Genomic DNA, 18,343 nt, shown 5'->3' on the forward strand with positions numbered 1-18,343 from the left:
GGCCGGGGCCGGAGGCCGGGGCCGGGGCCGGAGGCCGGGGCCGGGGTCGGAGGCCGGGGCCGGTGCCGGAGGCCGGCGGCATCGCCGGGCCCCGGCCCCCGGGCCGGCCTCAGTCCAATACACGCGCGAGATAGGCCCGCAGCAGCTCGCGCATCTCCAGGATGATCCGCTCGTCGCCCTCCGGGGAGACCCGGAAGGCCAGGTGGACCAGGGTGTCGGCGGTCTCGACGGCGATCAGGAAGGTGCGGCGCAGGTCCTCGTCGGGGGCGCGGTCGATGAACGCGGAGAGCAGCTGCGACAGGCGGTCGGCGACGCGGTGATTGGGTTCCTGGCGGCTGCCGCCGACCGGGATCTGGTTGCCGAAGTCGATGAGGGCGAAGCCCGGGGTGTTGCGCTTCATGTCGAGGTACTCGTCGAGGACGGCGTCCATCGCGGTGCGCCAGTCCCGCCCGCCCGTCGCCTTCAACCGGCGGGTGACCCGGTCGGTGAACCGGTCCAGGTTGCGCTCGGCCAGCGCGTCGGCCATCGCGCGCTTGTTGCCGAAGAAGCGGTAGACGGAGCCGATGGGCACACCCGCGCGCAGCGCCACGGCACGGGTGCTCAGCGCGTCGTAGCCGACCTCGTCGAGGAGGTCGGCGCAGGCGTCGAGGATCCTGGTCAGTCGTTCGGCACTGCGCCGCTGCACGGGGGCGCGGCGCAGGGAGGTCGCCTGGGACACGGGCTTCATGATGCCTTTCCGCCTAGGTCCGATGAGCTGTCCGAATATCAGTACGGCCGGTACCGCCGCTCCCGCTCAGCGCGGGACCGCGCGGACACCGGACATCCGCACGCCCACAGCCTGCCGGGAGACTAGAGCACCGCACTGACAGGACGGATCCCCCCGCGGTCCGGTTCTCCCCCTCCGCCCGATGCACCCGATCTGTGGACGCCCCGGCGGCGTCCGGTTGTCGTCCGTCGGGCCCTCGCCGCCGCTTCGCCCCCTTGCACCCGCCCCGGCCGAATCCTACGGTGAAGCACAGGAATCGAAGATCGCGAGGGAGCGGGCATGAGCGGGGACGCGAGGAAGACGGCCGAGGGGCTGGAGTACCTCTCCGGCTTCGGCAACGAGCACGCCTCGGAGGCGGTCCCGGGCGCGCTGCCGCACGGCCGCAACTCCCCGCAGCGCGCCCCGCTCGGCCTGTACGCCGAGCAGCTCAGCGGCACGGCGTTCACCGAGCCGAGGTCGCACAACCGCCGCTCCTGGCTCTACCGGATCCGCCCCTCGGCCGCGCACCCCGCGTTCACGCGCACGGACAACGGCACGCTGCGCACGGCCCCCTTCACCGAGACCGTCCCCGACCCCAACCGACTGCGCTGGAACCCGCTGCCGGAGCCCGCGGAGGGCACCGACTTCCTCGACGGGCTGTGGACCCTCGGCGGCAACGGCGACGCGACCCTGCGCACGGGTATGGCGGTGCACCTGTATCACGCCAATTCCGCCATGGAGCGGGTCTTCGGCGACGCGGACGGCGAACTCCTGATCGTCCCCGAGCGGGGCGGCCTCCTGCTGCGCACGGAGTTCGGCCTGCTGCGCGCCGAGCCCGGCGAGGTCGCCCTCATCCCCCGGGGTGTCCGCTTCCGCGTCGACCTCCTCGACGGCTCCGCCCGCGGCTACGTCTGCGAGAACTACGGCGCCCCCTTCCGCCTCCCCGACCTCGGCCCCATCGGCGCCAACGGCCTCGCGAACGCCCGTGACTTCCGGGCGCCGGTGGCCGCGTACGAGGATGTCGAGGGCCCGGTCACGGTGGTGAACAAGTTCTGCGGCAACCTCTGGACCGCCCGCTACGACCACTCCCCGCTCGATGTGGTCGCCTGGCACGGCAACCACACCCCGTACGTCTACGACCTGCGCCGTTTCAACGTCATCGGGACGATCTCCTACGACCACCCGGACCCGTCGATCTTCACGGTGCTGACCTCGCCGAGCGACACCCCGGGCCTCGCGGCGGTGGACTTCGTGGTGTTCGCGCCGCGCTGGCTGGTGGGTGAGGACACGTTCCGGCCGCCCTACTTCCACCGGAACGTGATGAGCGAGTACATGGGGCTGATCGAGGGCGCGTACGACGCGAAGACAGCCGGAGAAGGGGGCTTCGTGCCCGGGGGCGGCTCGCTGCACACCATGATGTCGGCGCACGGTCCGGACCGGGAGACCTTCGACCGGGCGAGCGCGGCGGAGCTGGAGCCGCAACGGGTGGACGACGGGCTCGCCTTCATGTTCGAGACGCGCTGGCCGGTCCTCACCACCGCGCAGGCGGCCCGCTCGGAGCAGCTGCAACAGCGGTACGACGACGTGTGGTCCGGGCTGCGGCGCCACTTCGGCCCGTTGCGCTGAACCCGCCGGGCCGGGTACGGATACCGACGTGACCTCCTTCGCTCCGGACTCGATCGTCCTGAACCGCAAGCTGCCGCTCTGGTACCAGGTGTCGCAGTCCCTGCGCGCCTCGATACTGGGCCGGCAGCCGCAGGAGCCCCTGCGGCTGCCGACCGAGGAGCAGCTGGCCGTGCACTACGGCGTGAGCGTGCTGACCATGCGGCAGGCGCTGAAGGAGCTGGAGGGCGAGGGGCTGATCAGCCGGCACCGCCGGCGCGGCACGTTCATCGAGCCGAGCGCCCGGCGGGGCTCACCGGTCCGGCTGCTCGGCTCCGTGGACGCGATCGTGGCCCAGCAGTCGGGGATGACGACCGAGCTGCTGGAGCAGGGCAGCACCCCCCTGTCGGGTGAACTCTCGCCGTACTTCCCGGACTTGACCGAGGTGGCCCTCTACCACCGACTGCGCGGCGACGAGCGGACGGGCGAGCCCACCAACCACGCCCGCAACTACGTGCGTCCCGAGCTGGCCGAGCGCATCGACCGTGACGATCTGCTGCGCTGGCCGATGACCAAGGTGCTGCGCGACGTCGTGGGCGTGCGCATCGGCCGGATCACCGACACGGTCGAGGCCCGGATCGCCGACCCGGAGACCGCCCGCCTCCTCCAGGTGCCGCTGCTCAGCCCGATCCTGCACTACACGGGCGTCACCCACGACGAGTCCGGCCGCGTCCTCGACGTCGCGGTCATCCACTACCGCGGCGACCGCTTCTCGTTCACCGTGTCCCTCGACGCCCACTGACGAGGCCGTACGATGCCCAGCGTGACGCCCGACGACGCTCCGCCGCTCGCGGACCTCATGCCGTGGTCCGTCGCACCGCCACGGCTGGGCCGGGGGTGGCCGGCGGCCCCCGACGCCGTGTCCCTGAAGGCCCGCTGGGACGCCCTGATGAAGGCGGAGGGCCCGGACCGCGAGACCCTGTTCGTCCCCACCCGCTCCCGCACGCTCACCTCGGCGGTGACGCAGCTGCCGGGCCGGACCACCGGCACCGGCCGGCTGGCCCGGGAGTCGGGCCCCTGCCCGGAGCCGGTCCGGGTGCTGGCCGCCCCCTTCGACGAGCAGTGGCTCGTCCCCGACCACCGGCTCATCGACGCCGCCCGTCCCGAGCTGTGGCGGGTGGCGGACGACCGTCAGGTCTTCGTGGTCGAACAGACGGTCGCCCAGGACTCCGTGGGCCCTCTGCTCACCGCGTCGTCCGTGCTCCCGCTCGCCCCGCCGCACGGCCCCCGCGTCGGCCGCGTCCACCCGCTGTACCGCCGCCCGGGTGCCGTCGAGCCGAACCTGGCACCGGGTCTGACGGAGTACCTGGGCGAGCGCCTCGGCACCGGCGGCGGCGTGGATCCCGTCGACGTCCTCGCCTGGATCCTGGTGGCCGCGCGCCCCGGCCCCGGCTCTGTCGCGGTGCCCCTCCCGGCCGACCCCGGCCGCTGGTCGCGGGGCGTCGAGCTGGGCCGCCGCGTCCTGTGGCTGATGCGCCGCGACGGCGAACGCCCGAAGCTCCCCGGCGGCCGTCGGCCCTATGTGCGCGCCCCGCTCCCGTCCCGTCCCGTCGAGTTCCGCTACGACCGCGACGAGGAGAGTCTCGTCGTCGACGAGGGCCGTATCTCCCCCGTCCCGTCCGAGGCCTGGGACTTCCACGTCGGCGGTGTCCGCGTGCTGGAGGAGTGGTTCACCCGCCGGACGGAACCGGCTCAGCCGGGCACCCTGGAGGCGATCCGCCCGGCGACCTGGCCGCAGTCCTGGACCTCGGAGCTGCTCGAACTGATCACGGTGCTGGCGCTGCTGGCCGAACTTCGGCCGAGGCAGGAGGAGTTGACGGTCGAGGACCCGATCACGACGACGGACCTGCGCCGGGCGGGGGTGCTCCCCGTCCCGGACTCCTCCCGTCGGCCCGCCTCGGTCCTGGACCACCGCGAGGAGGGCCCGGAGGGCCAGTTCACCCTGCTGTAAGGCGGCCCGCTAGGGCGCGAAGGAGTCCAGCACCCGGTCCAGCATCCACTCGAACACCGCCTCCAGGTCGATCGGCCCGGAGTCCTCCATGAACGCCGCGGCCAGCCGCGGATACGCCCCGCTCGCGATCTGCCCGCCGAGGTAGGCGATCCGGACCTCGTTCTCCCGCTCCTCCGACCACGGCAGCGACCGCACCCGCTCGGCGGTCGCCAGCTCGTTCGCGACATAGGTCGTCACGCACCCGTTCAGCATCCCGAGGAGCTGCATCTTCGCCCCGTACGGCGCTTCGAGCGAGTCCATGCAGGCCATGCAGTGCTCCAGATACCGCAGCCCGTTGGGGCTGAAGCCGTAGACCGGCGACATCAGCCGGGGCATCCAGGGGTGGCGACGCAGCAGGTCACGCGCCTGGTGGGCCACCCGGCGCAGATCGGCCCGCCAGTCGCCGCCCGGCTCCCACAGCTCGTGCTCCCCGGCGACCACGTCGACCATCAGCTCGTACAGGTCCTCCTTGCGGGGGACGTAGTTGTAGAGCGACATCGTGCCGCAGCCCAGCTCCGCGGCGACGTGCCGCATCGACACGGCGTCCAGGCCGCCCGCGTCGGCGAGCCGCACGGCGACCGCCGCGATGTCCGCGCGGCTGAACGCGGGCCGCGGGCCCCGGCCGGTGCGCTCGGGGCGCGCCCAGATCACTTCGGGTCGGGCCGCTCGGCCAGCCATCGGTCATCACCTCGGCCACCATCCTAGTTACGTACAGCGTACGTAATGCGCTATGGTCGACCCATGACTACTACGTACGCTGTACTTAGTGAGGGTCTGGAGAAGAGCTTCGGCGACGTCCGTGCCGTGCGCGGCCTCGATCTCGCCGTGGAGGAGGGCACGGTGGTCGGGATGCTCGGCCCGAACGGGGCGGGCAAGACGACGGCCGTACGGCTGCTGGCGACGCTGCTGCGGCCGGACGCGGGGTCGGCGCGGATCGCGGGCCACGACCTCGTGCGGGAGCCGGCCGCGGTCCGGCGGATGATCGGGGTGACCGGGCAGTACGCGTCGGTCGACGGCGACCTCACCGGGCGGCAGAACCTCCGGCTGTTCGCGCGGCTGCACCGGGTCCGCGACACGGCGGCTCGCGCGGCCGAACTCCTCGACCGCTTCGGCCTGACCGAGGCCGCCGACCGGCCGGTCTCCACCTACTCGGGCGGCATGCGCCGCCGGCTCGACCTCGCGGCCAGCCTCGTCCGCCGCCCGGCGGTGCTCTTCCTCGACGAGCCCACCACGGGCCTCGACCCGGTCAGCCGCAACCGGACGTGGGACGCCGTGCGCGCCCTGAAGGAGGAGGGGACGACCGTGCTGCTGACCACGCAGTACCTGGAGGAGGCCGACCAACTCGCCGACCGCGTCGTGCTGATGGACCGGGGCCGGATCGCGCACAGCGGTTCGCCACCCCAACTCAAGGCGCTCATCGGCGCGTACGCGGAGGTCGTCGTGGCCCACGCGGACGCGATGACCGCCGCGGCCGGTGTCCTCGACCAACTCACGGGCGCGGAACCCTCGTTCGACCACGACCGGCACGCCGTCGGCGTGATCGCGCTGGACCCGACGCTCACCCTCCCCCGGCTGGTGCGCGAACTCGACGCGGCGGGCGTGCCGTTGCTCGACGCGAGCCTGCGCCCGCCCACTCTCGACGACGTGTTCCTCCGTCTCACCTCAGGCGCACCGGCAGACCTCCGCGACCGACGAGACCTCGAGGAGCGTGCGGCATGAGCGCGTTGGCGTACGACGGCACGGCGATGCTGGGCCGGCAGCTGCGGAGGGTCCGCAACAACCCGGGGCTGCTGATCCTCACCCAGACCATGCCCGTCTCGATGCTGCTGTTCTTCGGGTACGTCTTCGGCAGCGCGCTCGCCGTGCCGGGCGAGGAGTACCGGCGGTTCCTGGTGCCCGGTCTGCTGGTGGCGACGGCCTCCGGCGGGATCATGACCGGGATGTTCCAGGCCGCCCAGGACACCCACCGGGGCGTGATGGACCGCTTCCGGACGCTGCCGATGAGCCGGGCCGCCGTGCCCCTCGGCCAGGCGCTGGCGGACCTGGTGGTGACCGTCGCGGGGACGGTGCTGTTCCTGCTCGTCGGGCTGGTGGTGGGCTGGCGGGTCGAGGGGGGCGCGCTCGCGGCGGCCGGCGCGCTCGCGCTGTTGCTGCTGTTCCGGTTCGCCTGCGTGTGGATCGGCATCTTCCTGGGGCTGCTCACCCGCAACGAGGAGGCGGCCGGGCAGCTGGGCGGTGCGACCTTCCTGCTGCCGCTGCTCTCCAGCGCGTACATCCCGACCGAGGGTCTGCCGGGCTGGCTGCGCACGGCCGCCGAGTGGAACCCGATCAGCGCGGTCGCGACCGCCCTGCGCGACCTCTTCGGGAACGCGGCCGTGCCGGAGGGGGCCGCCTGGCCGGTGTCGCATCCCGTCGCCGGGTCGCTGCTCTGGTGCGCGGTCCTGCTCGCGATGTTCGTGCCGCTCGCGGTGCGCACCTACGCGGCGGGCCCCAGGTGACCTCCGGCCCGTTCGGGGGACGGGCCGGAGGCCGTCGACGCCGGGACGCTCGCCGGGGCGCGTGACACGCGGCACTCCCTGGTGACAACGGCGCCCCGGCGGGGACATGATCCACGGCATGCGACCACTCCCCCGCGCCGGTGATCCCCTGCCCCTGGACGGCATCACCGTCGTCGCCGTCGAGCAGGCCGTCGCGGCCCCCTTCGCCACCCGGCAGCTCGCCGACCTCGGCGCACGGGTGATCAAGGTCGAGCGGGTGGACGGCGGTGACTTCGCCAGGGGCTACGACACGGCGGCCCGGGGCCTGGCCTCGCACTTCGTGTGGTGCAACCGGGGCAAGGAGTCCCTCGCGCTGGATCTGAAGGACCCGCGCGGCCTGGCCGTCGTACGCCGGCTGGTGGCGGACGCGGACGTGTTCGTGCAGAACCTCGCGCACGGCGCGGCGGCCCGGCTCGGTCTGGACGCGGCCACGCTGTGCGCGGCGCACCCCCGGCTGATCGCCGTGGACATCTCGGGGTACGGGGCGTCGGGGCCGTACGCCGGCAAGCGGGCCTACGACATGCTCGTGCAGTGCGAGGCCGGGCTGGTGTCGGTGACGGGGACCCCGGAGCGGCCGGTCAAGGCGGGCATCCCGGCAGCGGACATCGCCGCCGGGATGTACGCGTTCTCCGGGGTGCTCGCGGCGCTCGTCCGCCGGGGCGTGACCGGGCGGGGCGGGCCGGTGGAGGTGTCGATGCTGGAGGCGCTGGCCGAGTGGATGGGGCATCCGCTGCACCACGCGATGCACGGCGGGAGCGCTCCGGCCCGCACGGGCCTCGGGCACGCGGTGATCGCGCCGTACGACGCCTATCCGACGGCGGACGGCGGGCGGGTGCTGCTGTCGGTGCAGAACGACCGGGAGTGGCGGCGGCTCGCCGAACAGGTGCTGGGGCGGCCGGAGTTGGCCGACGACCCGGAGTTCGCGACGAATCCGGCGCGGGTCGAGCGCCGGGCGCGTACCGACGAACTGGTCGCCGGGGCGCTGGGGCTGCTGGACACCGACGAGGCGCTGGCGCGGCTGGAGGCGGCGGGGATCGCCTGTGCGCGGCTACGGGATGTGACGGAGGTGGCCGAACATCCGCAACTGGCGGCCCGGGACCGTTGGCGGGAGGTGGAGTCACCGGTGGGGCCGCTGCGGGCACTGCTGCCGCCCATCACGCTGCCGGGCGGGGACGAGGCGCGGATGGGGGCCGTGCCCGCGCTCGGGGAGCACACCGGTTCGCTGCTGCGTGCCGCGGGGATGACGGACGACGAGATCGCAGCGCTGCGCCGGGACGGCGTGGTGGCCTGAGCGCGGGCCTCCTGCGGGAGAGCCCTTGGTGCTGTGGTGCTAGCGGCTGCCGAACAGCGAGCGGCGCAGCCTCTTCAGGGGGGCGAACAGCGAGACCCGGCCGACGCGCGTGTCCTTGCGGCTGCTGCGCTCCTGCGGGGAACGTGACGTCAGCTCGCGCATCAGCGAGGTCGCCTCGGCCGCCTCGCGCTGTGGCACGGCGGGGCCGCTCAGCACCGAGAGATGTCGGTCGAGACGCGAACTGGTCGCGCTGCTCCCGCACGTGATCGCAGGGACCCGCGCCCTGCGCACTGTTATCTGTTCCATGTCACTCCCCACCCGTACGAGTCCACCCGGCCCGGGCAGCGTAACCATATCGCCCCTCCCGAGCACTCGGGAATCACGGCCCTGGTATTCACCTACCCCGTAACGGTGTTGCTGACTACTCTCCGAATCCGACCGATTCCAGGGCGAGTTGGACAACTGGCTGGCTGGTGGGCTGCGGTGATCCACCGTCGGGTTCGACGGTCACGGCGAGTGACGTCGCGTCGGTGTCCAATCCGCTCGTGACCAAGGGCGTGTCGCCGTCGAAGAGGCCCAGGGAGCGTGGTTGCACGTCGGGGCGCATGAGCCAGAGCTGGTGCACCCGCTTCTTCGGGAGGTCCTCGAATCCGCTGAGGGTCACGATCGCGCTCCCCTCCTCCGCGGAAGCGATCACTCCGATTCTGTGGCCCTCCGCGTCCCGGTCACTGGTCGCGCGGGCGTCCGGTGCCGCGAGAACGTGGTCGATCTCACTCGCCCGCACCCGCTCGGCGGCCAGCTCGTCGCGGGTGCGGTCGGCCTGGACGGCGAAGAGGGACGCCACCACGAGTGCGGCGGCCGCCGTGACGGTGGACAGCGGGACGAGCCAAGAGCGCAACCGGGGCGCACGGGCGCGCGACCTCGGCGGCGGCTCGGTCCCCCACACATGCCGCGGCAGATGCTGGGGCCGCGACGGCTGGGCGCTCCAGGACCGGTTCTCCTGGGGGGTGTTGAGTACGGCGGCGAAGACCCGGTCGCGCATCGCGGCCGGCGCGGGCGCGGCCGTCGACCAGGCGAGCCGGACCGCGTCCTCGGACAGGGCGCGCACCTCGGCCGGGCAACGGTCGCAGCGCTCCAGATGCTCCTCGAAGCGGCGCCGCTCGTCGGGCTCCAGGGCGTCCAGGGCGTAGGGAGCGGCGAGCGAGTGCAGGTCCTCGCGGCGGAACAGGCTCACTCGGCACCTCCCCCGGGCCGGCCGTACAGGGCGCTCATGCGACTCCTCCCAGGCATTCGCGCAGCCGTGTGAGTCCGTCGCGCATACGGGTCTTGACCGTGCCGAGCGGCAGTGAGAGCCGCTCGGCCACTTCACGGTAGGTGTAGCCGTCGTAGTAGGCGAGGGTGACGGACTCGCGCTGGAGGGTGGTGAGCTTATCCAGGCAGTGGCGTACCCATTGGCGTTCGAGTCCGGCCTCGACCTCCTCGGCGACCTGGTCGAAGGCGGGGTGGTGGTTGCGTCGTCCCTCGCGCTGCTCGCGCTCGGTGGCGGCGCGGGCGCTGCGCACCCGGTCCACCGCGCGTCGGTGCGCGAGGGTGAGTATCCAGGACAGTGCGCTGCCCCGGTCCGGATCGAACCGGCCCGCGGAGCGCCAGAGTTCGAGCAGCACCTCCTGGGCCACCTCCTCCGACTGCGCGGGGTCCCTCACGACCCTGCGCACCAGCCCGAACACCGGGCCGGACACCACCGCGTACAACTCCTCGAACGCCCGTTGGTCGCCCCCGGCCACCCGGACCAGCAGCTTGTCCGCCTCCACTCGCTCCCCCTCGCCTCCGGCCGAGCACGGCCATCCTCGCGCGTAAGGCATTCGCAACCGACCCACCTCCGGATGGGGTTACGGATCCGGACGACATCCGGATCAACAAATCCCGCTCTCCGCTGAAACAACCTTTCAAACGCGCCGTAAGAACGTTTGGGATTCGACCAATCCACCCTGCCGACCGCTCCGAATGGCGTTCGTCAGGCAAGTTGGGACAGAGGACGGACGGCATGACGACACCTACTTCCAGGAGCGGCGCGGGACGGCGGAGCATCGCGTCCCTCATCTGTGCTTCGCTGGCCGCCGGAGGACTCGCGGCCGCCGGCGTCACCGTGTTGCAGCCGGGGGCGGCCTCCGCCTCCAGCCACCGGGAAGCCCCGCTGATCTCGGGGGAGCCCCAGTTCGACAACACCGACGTGTACGCCTTCGTCAGCCCCGACAAGCCGGACACGACCACGGTGATCGCGAACTGGATCCCCTTCGAGGAGCCGGCGGGCGGACCGAACTTCTTCACCTTCTCCGAGGACGCGGAGTACGACATCCGCGTCGACCAGGACGGCGACGCCCAGGAAGACCTCATCTTCCGGTACACGTTCAAGACGAAGACGAAGAACGACAAGACCTTCCTGTACAACACGGGCGTCGTCGAGAGCCTCGACGACCCGGACCTGAACATCACGCAGACGTACGACATCGACCTCATCAAGCTGGACAACCGCCGCGCGGTCTCCAAGACCAAGCTCGCGGACGACGTGTGGGTGGCGCCGTCGAACGTCGGCAAGGCGTCGATGCCGGACTTCAAGAAGCTGCGCGACGAGGCCGTGTACAAGACGGCGAGCGGGGTGACCACGTACGCGGGTCAGGCCGACGACCCGTTCTTCCTGGACCTGCGCGTCTTCGACCTGCTCTACGGCGGTGACCTCTCCGAGGTCGGGCGGGACACGCTGAAGGGCTACAACGTCAACTCGATCGCCCTGCAGATCCCGAGCGAGGCGCTCGCCCAGTCCAAGGACCAGCCGATCGTCGGCATCTGGTCGACGACGCAGCGCGAGGGCGCCGACGGCCAGTACCACCAGGTGTCGCGCCTCGGCATGCCGCTGGTGAACGAGGTCGTCAACCCCATAGGCGACAAGGACAAGTTCAACGCGTCCTCGCCGGTGGACGACGCCCAGTTCCTGAAGAACGTCACCGAGCCCGAGCTGCCCAAGCTCATCGAGGCGATCTACAAGATCCCGGCCCCCAAGGAGCCGCGCAACGACCTCGTCGACGTCTTCCTCAAGGGCGTCGAGGGCCTCAACCAGCCGCCGCACGTGACCCCTTCGGAGCAGCTGCGGCTCAACACCTCCATCGAGCCCACCAAGAAGCCGAAGCGGCTCGGTGTGCTGGACGGTGACAACCAGGGCTTCCCGAACGGACGCCGGCTCACCGACGACGTGATCGACATCGCGCTCCAGGTCGTCGAGGGCGAACTGGTCGACGCGCCCAACGACCTGGGCGACGCGGTCGACAAGAACGACAAGAAGTTCGGCAAGTCCTTCCCGTACGTCGGTCTGCCGACGGCCGGTTCGCGGGGCAAGACGGTCAAGGGCAACACCACCAACAACGTCCGCAGCGCGCTGGGCGGCGGTGTCGAGAGCGGCACCGACGACACCACCCTGATCGCCGCCTCGGCGGGTGCCGGCGCCGCCGGTGTCCTGCTGATCGGCTCGGGCCTGCTGTGGTGGCGCCGTCGCAACGACCGCGCGTACTACTAGCCGGCCCCGCGTCCGGGCCCTTCCCCATGGGGCCCGGCCGCCGTGACCGGCGCGGCCCGCTCGTATCCATCCCCCACGGCGCGGGCCGCGCCCCACGACCACGATCACCGCAGTAGGCAAGGACGTTGAGGAGAGGGCATGTCCCCGCGTACGAACGAGAGCGCGCCGCAGCACGGGCGTCCGCGTCCCGACGAGGGTGCTCCCGAGCCCGCCCGGGACGCCCTCGCCGAACCCGGGCCGACGGCTGCCACCGGGCCGGCGCCCGACGCCGGGGCTGCGTCGGACGGCGGGGCCGCGTCCGACGCCGAGGCCACGTCCGGGTTCGATGCCGAGCCGAGGCTGATGCCCGACGCCGAGGCCGACACCGCATGCGACACCGAGGCCGCGTCAGGCACCGAGCACGACGCCGAGGCCACTCCAGACAGCAAGCCCGGCGCAACGTCCGCATCCGCATCCGCATCCGGGCGTAACGCCAAGCCGAACCCCGTGTCCGGCACCGAGCCCGACTCCGCATCCGACACCGAGCCGAGCCCGGTGTCCGAAGCCGCGTCCGACGGCGAGTCCGCACCCGGGTCGGACACCGAAGCCGGTTCCGCGTCCCGTTCCGGGGCCGGCGGCGGGCTCGGGGCCGTGGCGGAGAGTGAGGTGGGTCCGGTGCTCGGGCGCGGGGCTCGCCGCGGGCCCGCGCCCGAGTCGGCCCGTCGGCGGCTGGCGCGGCTCACCGCGTGCGCGGCGGCGCTGGCCGTCGCGTTCACCGGGTTCGCGGTGGCCCTCGGCGCCCGGGACGACGACCGGACGGTGGCCATGTCCTCCTCGCCCGGCGTCTCGGCGGCCCAGCTCGCCGGCGGCGACCTCGACACGGCGGTCGAGCGGCTCCAGGCCCATCTCAAGCAGCAGCCCAAGGACTTCGGCTCCTGGTCCACGCTCGGCCTCGCCTACGTCGAACAGGCCCGGGTCAAGGGCGACCCCTCCCGCTACCCGCAGGCCCAGAAGGCCCTCAAGCGCTCGCTGGAGCTGCGCCCGGACAACGACCCGGCGCTCGCTGGCCTCGCCGCCCTCGCCGCCGCCCGCCACGAGTTCGAGGACGCCCTGCGGTACGCGGACCGGGCGCTGAAGGAGAACCCGTACAGCGAACGGGCGTTGTGCAGCCGCGTCGACGCCCTCGTCGAACTCGGCCGCTACGAGGACGCGTTGAAGGCGGTCCGGCTCGCCGACACCCGCCGCCCCGGCATCCCCGTCTTCACCCGCTACGCCTATGTGTACGAGCTGCGCGGTGACGTGAAGACCGCCCGCCGGGTCCTGGAACAGGCCCTGGACTCCGCGACCACCCGCGGCGACATCGCCTACGTGGCCACCCAGCTCGGTCAACTCGCCTGGAAGCAGGGCGACTACGGGACCGCGCTCGACCACTACGCCCGCGCCCTCGGCGCCGACGACACCTATCTCCCCGCCCTGGAGGGCCGGGCCCGCGCCCAGGCCGCGAGCGGCGACGGCGCGGACGCCGTCCGCGGCCTGGAGCAGGTGGTGTCCGCCTACCCGCTGCCGGGGCCGCTCGTCGTGCTCGGCGAGCTGTACGAGGCCAAGGGCGACAAGAGCAAGGCGCGCGACCAGTACGCGCTGGTGGACGCCTACACCGCCATCGCCCGCTCCAACGGCGTCAACGCCGACCTCGACACCGCGCTCGCCGCCGCCGACCACGGCGACACCAAGTCCGCGCTGCGGGCCGCCGAGGCCGAGTGGAAGCGCCGCGAGACCGTGCACACGGCGGACGCCCTCGCCTGGGCGCTGCACGTCAACGGCCGCGACGAGGAGGCCCTGCCGTACGCCCGCCGCGCCACCGCCACCGGCTATCGGGACGCCACGTTCCTGTACCACCGGGGCATGGTCGAGTACGCGGCCGGCGACAAGAAGGACGCCCGCGCCTCGCTGAAGGCGGCGCTCGACCTCAACGCCGGTTTCTCGCCGCTGGGAGCGGCCGAGGCCCGGAGGACCCTGAAGACACTGCAGGCTCTGGAGACCGCCAAGTGATCGCTCCCCGGCGCGCGTTCGCCTCCGGCACGGCGGTGCTCCTGGCCGCCTGCGCACTCGTTCTCGCCGGCCCCGCCACGACGGCGAGCGCCCACCCCCTCGGCAACTTCACCGTCAACCGGTACGACGGCCTGGTCGCCGCCCCCGGGCAGCTGAGGATCCTCCATGTCGAGGACCTGGCGGAGATCCCGGCGACCCAGGCCGGCCCCGCCATCGAACGGCAGGGGAGGGAGAGCTGGGCCCGGGCGAGGTGCGAGAAGGCCGCCGAAGGCAGTGAGGTCACCGTCGACGGGAGCGCCGCCGAGGTGGCGCTGAAGTCGAGCCGGGCCGAGGAGCGGCCGGGGCAGGCGGGCCTGAAGACACTGCGGGTGGAGTGCCGGCTGACGGCCGCGCTGCCGGACCGGGCCGCCGACGTGCGTTTCCACGCCGCCGTGGACTCCGGGCCCGGCTGGCGCGAGGTCACCGCCCAGGGCGACCGGACGACCCTCGCCGGGTCGGACGTGCCGGAGGAGTCGGTGTCGAAGCGACTCACCAGCTACCCCGAGGAGTTGTTGCAGTCGCCGGAGGACACCGCGACGGCCTCGCTCCAGGTGCGGCCGGGCGGTCCCGCGCTGGCCGAGCAGGAGAGCGCGGCGCCCGGCGCCTCGATCCTCCCGCGCGGCGCGGACCGCTGGACCAGGGCCCTCGACGACCTGGTCTCCAGCCGCGACCTCACCTTCGGCTTCGGCGCCCTGGCCTTCGGCATCGCCCTGTTCCTGGGCGCCATGCACGCGCTCGGCCCGGGGCACGGCAAGACCCTGATGGCCGCGACGGCCGCCGCGCGCGACCGGGCCCGGATGCGGGACGTGCTGCCCATGGCCGCGTCCGTGACGGTCACCCACACCCTGGGCGTCGTCGCCCTGGGCCTCCTCGTCCTGGCCGGCTCCGCCGCCGCCCCGTCCGTGATCACCTGGCTCGGCATCGCGAGCGGCCTGTTCGTGATGGGAGCGGGCGTCACCCTGGCCCGCCGCGCCTGGCTCAACCACAAACTGGCGCTCAACCACGGGCACGGGCACGGACACCACGATCACTCGCGCGACCACGACCACGCCGATGGCCACGACCATGGTCACAGCCACAGCCATGAGCACGACGATGGTCACAGCCACGACCACGGAGACGGGCACAGCCACTCCCACGACCACGGCCATGACCACGAGCCCGAGCCCAGCCGGGAACTCGTACTCGCCCAGGCCGCCCCTTCACACACCCACGCGCACGGCGAGACCCACCCCCACACCCACGCGTCGGTCGCCACCCACGACCACGACCACGGTCACGCACACACCCACGACCACGACCACACACACGACAACCACCAGCACGACCACAGCCACGACCACAGCCACGACCACAGCCACGACCACGAGCACAGCCACGACCACGCCCCCCAGGAGAAGCGCTCTCTCTTCGGCGGCGGTGTCACCCACACCCACGGCGGCTTCACCCACACGCACCCCACCGCGCCCACCCTGCGCGGCACGATCCTGCTCGGCTTCGCGGGCGGCATGGTGCCGAGCCCGTCGGCCGTGGTCGTCCTGGTCGGCGCGGCGGCGCTGGGGAAGGCGTGGTTCGGGCTGCTGCTCGTGCTGGCGTACGGCATCGGTCTGGCGCTCACGCTGACGGCGGCCGGGTACGCCGTCGTGAAGGCCGGCGGCTGGGTGACGCGGGTGATGGACCGGGGCGAGGGCCGGCTCGGCGGGCCGACGGCCGCGCTGGTGCGCAGGACCGTACCGCTGGCGTCGGCTCTGCTGGTCGTCGCGCTCGGTGTCGTTCTGGTGTTCAGGGGGGCAACATCCGCACTGGGCTGAGCTACTTTTGGGGAGAAATCGCACGGAGTGGAGATTCCGGGCCGACGCGTGTGCGGATGCGAGTGACGGGGGATGGCCGTGTCCGAAGAACCGGGCGCTGAACGGGTGATCGCGGGCCGCTACCGGCTGCTGACCCCGCTGGGCGAGGGCGGTATGGGAACCGTGTGGCGGGCCCGCGACGAGGTGCTGCACCGCGAGGTCGCCGTCAAGGAGGTACGGGCGCCCGGCGGGATCGCGGTCTCCGACGTCGAGCGGATGTACGCCCGCCTGGAGCGGGAGGCGTGGGCGGCCGCCCGGGTCGCCAACCGCAATGTCGTCACGGTGTACGACGTGGCCATGGAGGACGGCCGCCCGTGGATCGTGATGGAACTGGTGCGCGGTCTGTCGCTCGCCGATCTCCTGGACGGCGAGGGCCCCCTGCCGCCGCAGCGCGCCGCGCACATCGGCGCCGAGGTGCTGTCCGCGCTGCGCGCCGCGCACGAGGCCGGGGTGCTGCACCGGGACGTGAAACCGGCCAATGTGCTCATCTCCAACGACGGCCGGGTCGTCCTCACCGACTTCGGCATCGCCACGGTCGAGGGCAGTTCCGCGCTGACCATGACGGGCGAGGTCATCGGCTCCCCCGAGTTCCTCGCCCCCGAGCGCGCGCTGGGCCGGGCGTTCGGCCCCGAGTCGGACCTGTGGTCGCTCGGGGTGCTGCTGTACGCGGCGGTCGAGGGCAACTCGCCGTTCCGCCAGAACACTCCGCTGAACACCCTGCGCGCGGTCGTCGACGAGGAGCTCCCGCCGCCGCACCGGGCCGGTCCGCTGACCCCGGTGATCGAGGGGCTGCTGCGCAAGGATCCGGCCGAGCGGATCTCCGCCGAGCAGGCCGAGCGGGACCTGCGGATCATCGGCGCCGGGGGCACGCCTTCCGGGGGAGGCGCGGCGTACTCCGGCACGGCCCCCACCACCCCGTACAGCCCGACGGTGGCGGGCTTCCCGAGCCCGGGCGCGCGGACCGGACCGGGAGCGGGCACCGACGAGTTCGGGCCGCCGACCCCGTCGCACGCCACCCCGGCGGCGACCCACCCGTCCCCGGTGCCGGCCCGCGGGCCGGACCGCAACCGCCGGGCCCTCGTCTTCCTGGTCGCGGGGATCGCGGCGATCGCCTTCGCCATCGCCGGCCTGACCTACGCCCTGGTCAACCAGGACGACGGCGGCAAGGACGGCAGCCCGACCAACGGGGCGGGCACGGTGGGCGGCACCAACGACCAGACGGGCGACGGCGGTACGGGCGAGGAACCCGGCGGCGGAGACGAGACGAGCGGCGACGACACGCCCTCGGACACGCCCACCGACGAGGAGAAGCCGACCACCGAGCCGCCCGCCCAGTCGGTCGAGGTGACCGTCGAAGGCGCGAACACCGACTACTCCGGCGCCTGCCCGCCGCAGGACGCCGACGCGCCCACCTTCACCGCGACGTTCACCGTGGGCAGTGTCCCCGTGGACGTCGACTACCGGTGGGTGGCGAGGAGCGGCGAGGTCGAGGACGAGGGCTGGAAGACCCTGTCGTTCGCATCCGGCGGTGAGAAGACCAAGCAGGACCGGGTCGTCGTCTCGACCAACGGGAGCCACACGGACGAGATCAGCGTCGAGGTGCGCGGCCCGGTGAAGACGGAGTCGAACAAGGTCGCGTTCTCGGTGACGTGCGAGTCGGAGGCCCCGACCACGGGCGGGACCTCCCCCTCCGACGACTCGGAGAACCCTGACGGGTACAGCGACTCCGACACCGACTACGAGGACGAAGCCGGAGCCGGAGCCCTGAACGGGGCCGTCAGGCCGCGTTCCTGAACACCGGCAGATACCCGCCGGACTGGCCGGCGGCCTTCGGGTGGTACGACTCGCCGATGTTCAGCAGGTTGAGGCTGTGCAGCCACGCGCTGCCCGAGCACAGTTCGTGCCCGGTGAACGCGGAGCGGACGTCGCCGAAGGTGAACCCGTGGTCGGCGGCGCGCTTGGCGATCGCGGTGTTCAGATAGTCGGCGGCGTTGTTGATGGCGGACCGCTTGGCCTGGGAGAGGCCGGGGCAGGTGCCGCCCAGCTGGTAGAAGCGGGGGTAGCCGAGCACCACCACATGGGCGGCCGGTGCCTTCGCGCTGATCGCCGAGTAGACCTTGTCGAGTTGGCCGGGGAGCGTGGAGTCGACGTACGCCTTGGCCGTGTTGATGCGGGTGAGACAGGCGCTGTCCGACTGCAGGACGCAGGTCGTCATGACGTCGGCGAAGCCGGCGTCGTTGCCGCCGACGGAGACGGAGACCAGCCCCGTGCTCGCGCCGAGCGGCCCGAGCTGACTCGCCAGAACATCACCCGTTCGGGCGCCCGAGCAGGCCGTGAAGTCGAAGGTCGAGGGAGCGTTGGCGGCCGCCCAGAGGTACGGGTAGGCCTTCGTGCTGCGCTTGCAGTCGCCGCTGGAGGAGAGGTAGCTCCCCGCGCCGACACCCGAGGAGTAGGAGTCGCCGAGCGCCACATAGCCGGTGGCGGCGGCCTGTTGGGACGCCTGCGCCGACGCGGCCCCGGTGAGGGATGCGCCGACGGCGAGGAGGAGTGAGGTCATGTATGCCGCAAGTCGGGAACGTCTCATGGAACCTCCCTTTAGCAGGATCTCTGCCTCAACCGTCGTAGCAACTACG

General features: G+C 72.6%; 16 protein-coding genes. 10 read left to right on the forward strand and 6 right to left on the reverse strand.

Features of this window, described 5'->3' with window-relative positions:
- Positions 1 to 109 precede the first annotated feature (109 nt).
- Entirely contained in the window at positions 110 to 727 is a 618-nt protein-coding gene (locus tag HW837_RS42485) for a TetR/AcrR family transcriptional regulator (RefSeq protein ID WP_093791903.1), read from the reverse strand.
- 318 nt (positions 728 to 1,045) lie between these two features.
- Between HW837_RS42485 and hmgA the strand changes: the two genes are divergently transcribed.
- Genes hmgA through HW837_RS42500 form a run of 3 tightly spaced genes read left to right on the forward strand, consistent with a single transcriptional unit; the run spans position 1,046 to position 4,358 of the window.
- Entirely contained in the window at positions 1,046 to 2,371 is a 1,326-nt protein-coding gene (gene hmgA / locus HW837_RS42490) for a homogentisate 1,2-dioxygenase (RefSeq protein ID WP_045557012.1), read from the forward strand.
- Between the two features lie 28 nt (positions 2,372 to 2,399).
- Positions 2,400 to 3,149: a GntR family transcriptional regulator gene (locus HW837_RS42495; RefSeq protein WP_193381903.1), complete on the forward strand. Its 750-nt coding sequence runs from the start codon at positions 2,400 to 2,402 to the stop codon at positions 3,147 to 3,149.
- 12 nt (positions 3,150 to 3,161) lie between these two features.
- The gene (locus HW837_RS42500; protein ID WP_193381904.1) at positions 3,162 to 4,358 is read left to right on the forward strand and encodes a type ISP restriction/modification enzyme; all 1,197 of its coding nucleotides are present in this window, start codon (positions 3,162 to 3,164) and stop codon (positions 4,356 to 4,358) included.
- Between the two features lie 9 nt (positions 4,359 to 4,367).
- On the opposite strand, the gene HW837_RS42505 is transcribed toward HW837_RS42500, so the two are convergent.
- Positions 4,368 to 5,075 (reverse strand): TetR/AcrR family transcriptional regulator, encoded by a 708-nt coding sequence (locus tag HW837_RS42505; protein ID WP_193381905.1) that lies wholly within the window; start codon positions 5,073 to 5,075, stop codon positions 4,368 to 4,370.
- Positions 5,076 to 5,138: 63 nt separating this feature from the next.
- On the opposite strand from HW837_RS42505, the gene HW837_RS42510 reads away from it, so the two are divergent.
- The 3 genes from HW837_RS42510 to HW837_RS42520 all read left to right on the forward strand — a co-directional run bounded on the left by HW837_RS42510 (position 5,139) and on the right by HW837_RS42520 (position 8,225).
- On the forward strand, positions 5,139 to 6,116 hold the full coding sequence (locus tag HW837_RS42510) for an ATP-binding cassette domain-containing protein (protein ID WP_093791899.1): 978 nt from the start codon (positions 5,139 to 5,141) through the stop codon (positions 6,114 to 6,116).
- Positions 6,113 to 6,895: an ABC transporter permease gene (locus HW837_RS42515; protein WP_193381906.1), complete on the forward strand. Its 783-nt coding sequence runs from the start codon at positions 6,113 to 6,115 to the stop codon at positions 6,893 to 6,895. The genes HW837_RS42510 and HW837_RS42515 overlap by 4 nt, the downstream gene beginning before the upstream one ends.
- A 106-nt stretch (positions 6,896 to 7,001) precedes the next feature.
- Complete coding sequence (locus tag HW837_RS42520; RefSeq protein ID WP_045557006.1) at positions 7,002 to 8,225, forward strand: CaiB/BaiF CoA transferase family protein; 1,224 nt, start codon at positions 7,002 to 7,004, stop codon at positions 8,223 to 8,225.
- A gap of 39 nt (positions 8,226 to 8,264) precedes the next feature.
- On the opposite strand, the gene HW837_RS42525 is transcribed toward HW837_RS42520, so the two are convergent.
- The 3 genes from HW837_RS42525 to HW837_RS42535 form a co-directional block, all read right to left on the reverse strand.
- Complete coding sequence (locus HW837_RS42525; RefSeq protein WP_045557005.1) at positions 8,265 to 8,531, reverse strand: hypothetical protein; 267 nt, start codon at positions 8,529 to 8,531, stop codon at positions 8,265 to 8,267.
- Positions 8,532 to 8,646: 115 nt separating this feature from the next.
- Positions 8,647 to 9,459, reverse strand: coding sequence for an anti-sigma factor (locus HW837_RS42530; protein WP_093791895.1), 813 nt, complete (start codon positions 9,457 to 9,459; stop codon positions 8,647 to 8,649).
- 34 nt (positions 9,460 to 9,493) lie between these two features.
- On the reverse strand, positions 9,494 to 10,036 hold the full coding sequence (locus tag HW837_RS42535; RefSeq protein WP_045557003.1) for a sigma-70 family RNA polymerase sigma factor: 543 nt from the start codon (positions 10,034 to 10,036) through the stop codon (positions 9,494 to 9,496).
- A 233-nt stretch (positions 10,037 to 10,269) separates the two neighbouring features.
- Between HW837_RS42535 and HW837_RS42540 the strand changes: the two genes are divergently transcribed.
- The 4 genes from HW837_RS42540 to HW837_RS42555 all read left to right on the forward strand — a co-directional run bounded on the left by HW837_RS42540 (position 10,270) and on the right by HW837_RS42555 (position 17,504).
- Complete coding sequence (locus tag HW837_RS42540) at positions 10,270 to 11,793, forward strand: DUF4331 domain-containing protein (RefSeq protein WP_045557002.1); 1,524 nt, start codon at positions 10,270 to 10,272, stop codon at positions 11,791 to 11,793.
- Positions 11,794 to 11,931: 138 nt separating this feature from the next.
- Positions 11,932 to 13,821, forward strand: coding sequence for a tetratricopeptide repeat protein (locus HW837_RS42545; RefSeq protein ID WP_196790137.1), 1,890 nt, complete (start codon positions 11,932 to 11,934; stop codon positions 13,819 to 13,821).
- The gene (locus HW837_RS42550; RefSeq protein ID WP_193382478.1) at positions 13,818 to 15,671 is read left to right on the forward strand and encodes a nickel transporter; all 1,854 of its coding nucleotides are present in this window, start codon (positions 13,818 to 13,820) and stop codon (positions 15,669 to 15,671) included. The genes HW837_RS42545 and HW837_RS42550 overlap by 4 nt, the downstream gene beginning before the upstream one ends.
- Before the next feature lie 72 nt (positions 15,672 to 15,743).
- Positions 15,744 to 17,504 carry a serine/threonine-protein kinase gene (locus HW837_RS42555; RefSeq protein ID WP_045556999.1) on the forward strand — a complete coding sequence of 587 codons (1,761 nt, stop codon included), beginning with the start codon at positions 15,744 to 15,746 and terminating at the stop codon, positions 17,502 to 17,504.
- Here HW837_RS42555 and HW837_RS42560 read toward each other — a convergent pair.
- The gene (locus HW837_RS42560) at positions 17,488 to 18,294 is read right to left on the reverse strand and encodes an SGNH/GDSL hydrolase family protein (RefSeq protein WP_045556998.1); all 807 of its coding nucleotides are present in this window, start codon (positions 18,292 to 18,294) and stop codon (positions 17,488 to 17,490) included. The genes HW837_RS42555 and HW837_RS42560 overlap by 17 nt on opposite strands.
- Between the last annotated feature and the right edge of the window lie 49 nt (positions 18,295 to 18,343).

Source organism: Streptomyces caniscabiei, from assembly GCF_014930365.1.
Taxonomy (GTDB): Bacteria; Actinomycetota; Actinomycetes; order Streptomycetales; family Streptomycetaceae; genus Streptomyces; species Streptomyces caniscabiei.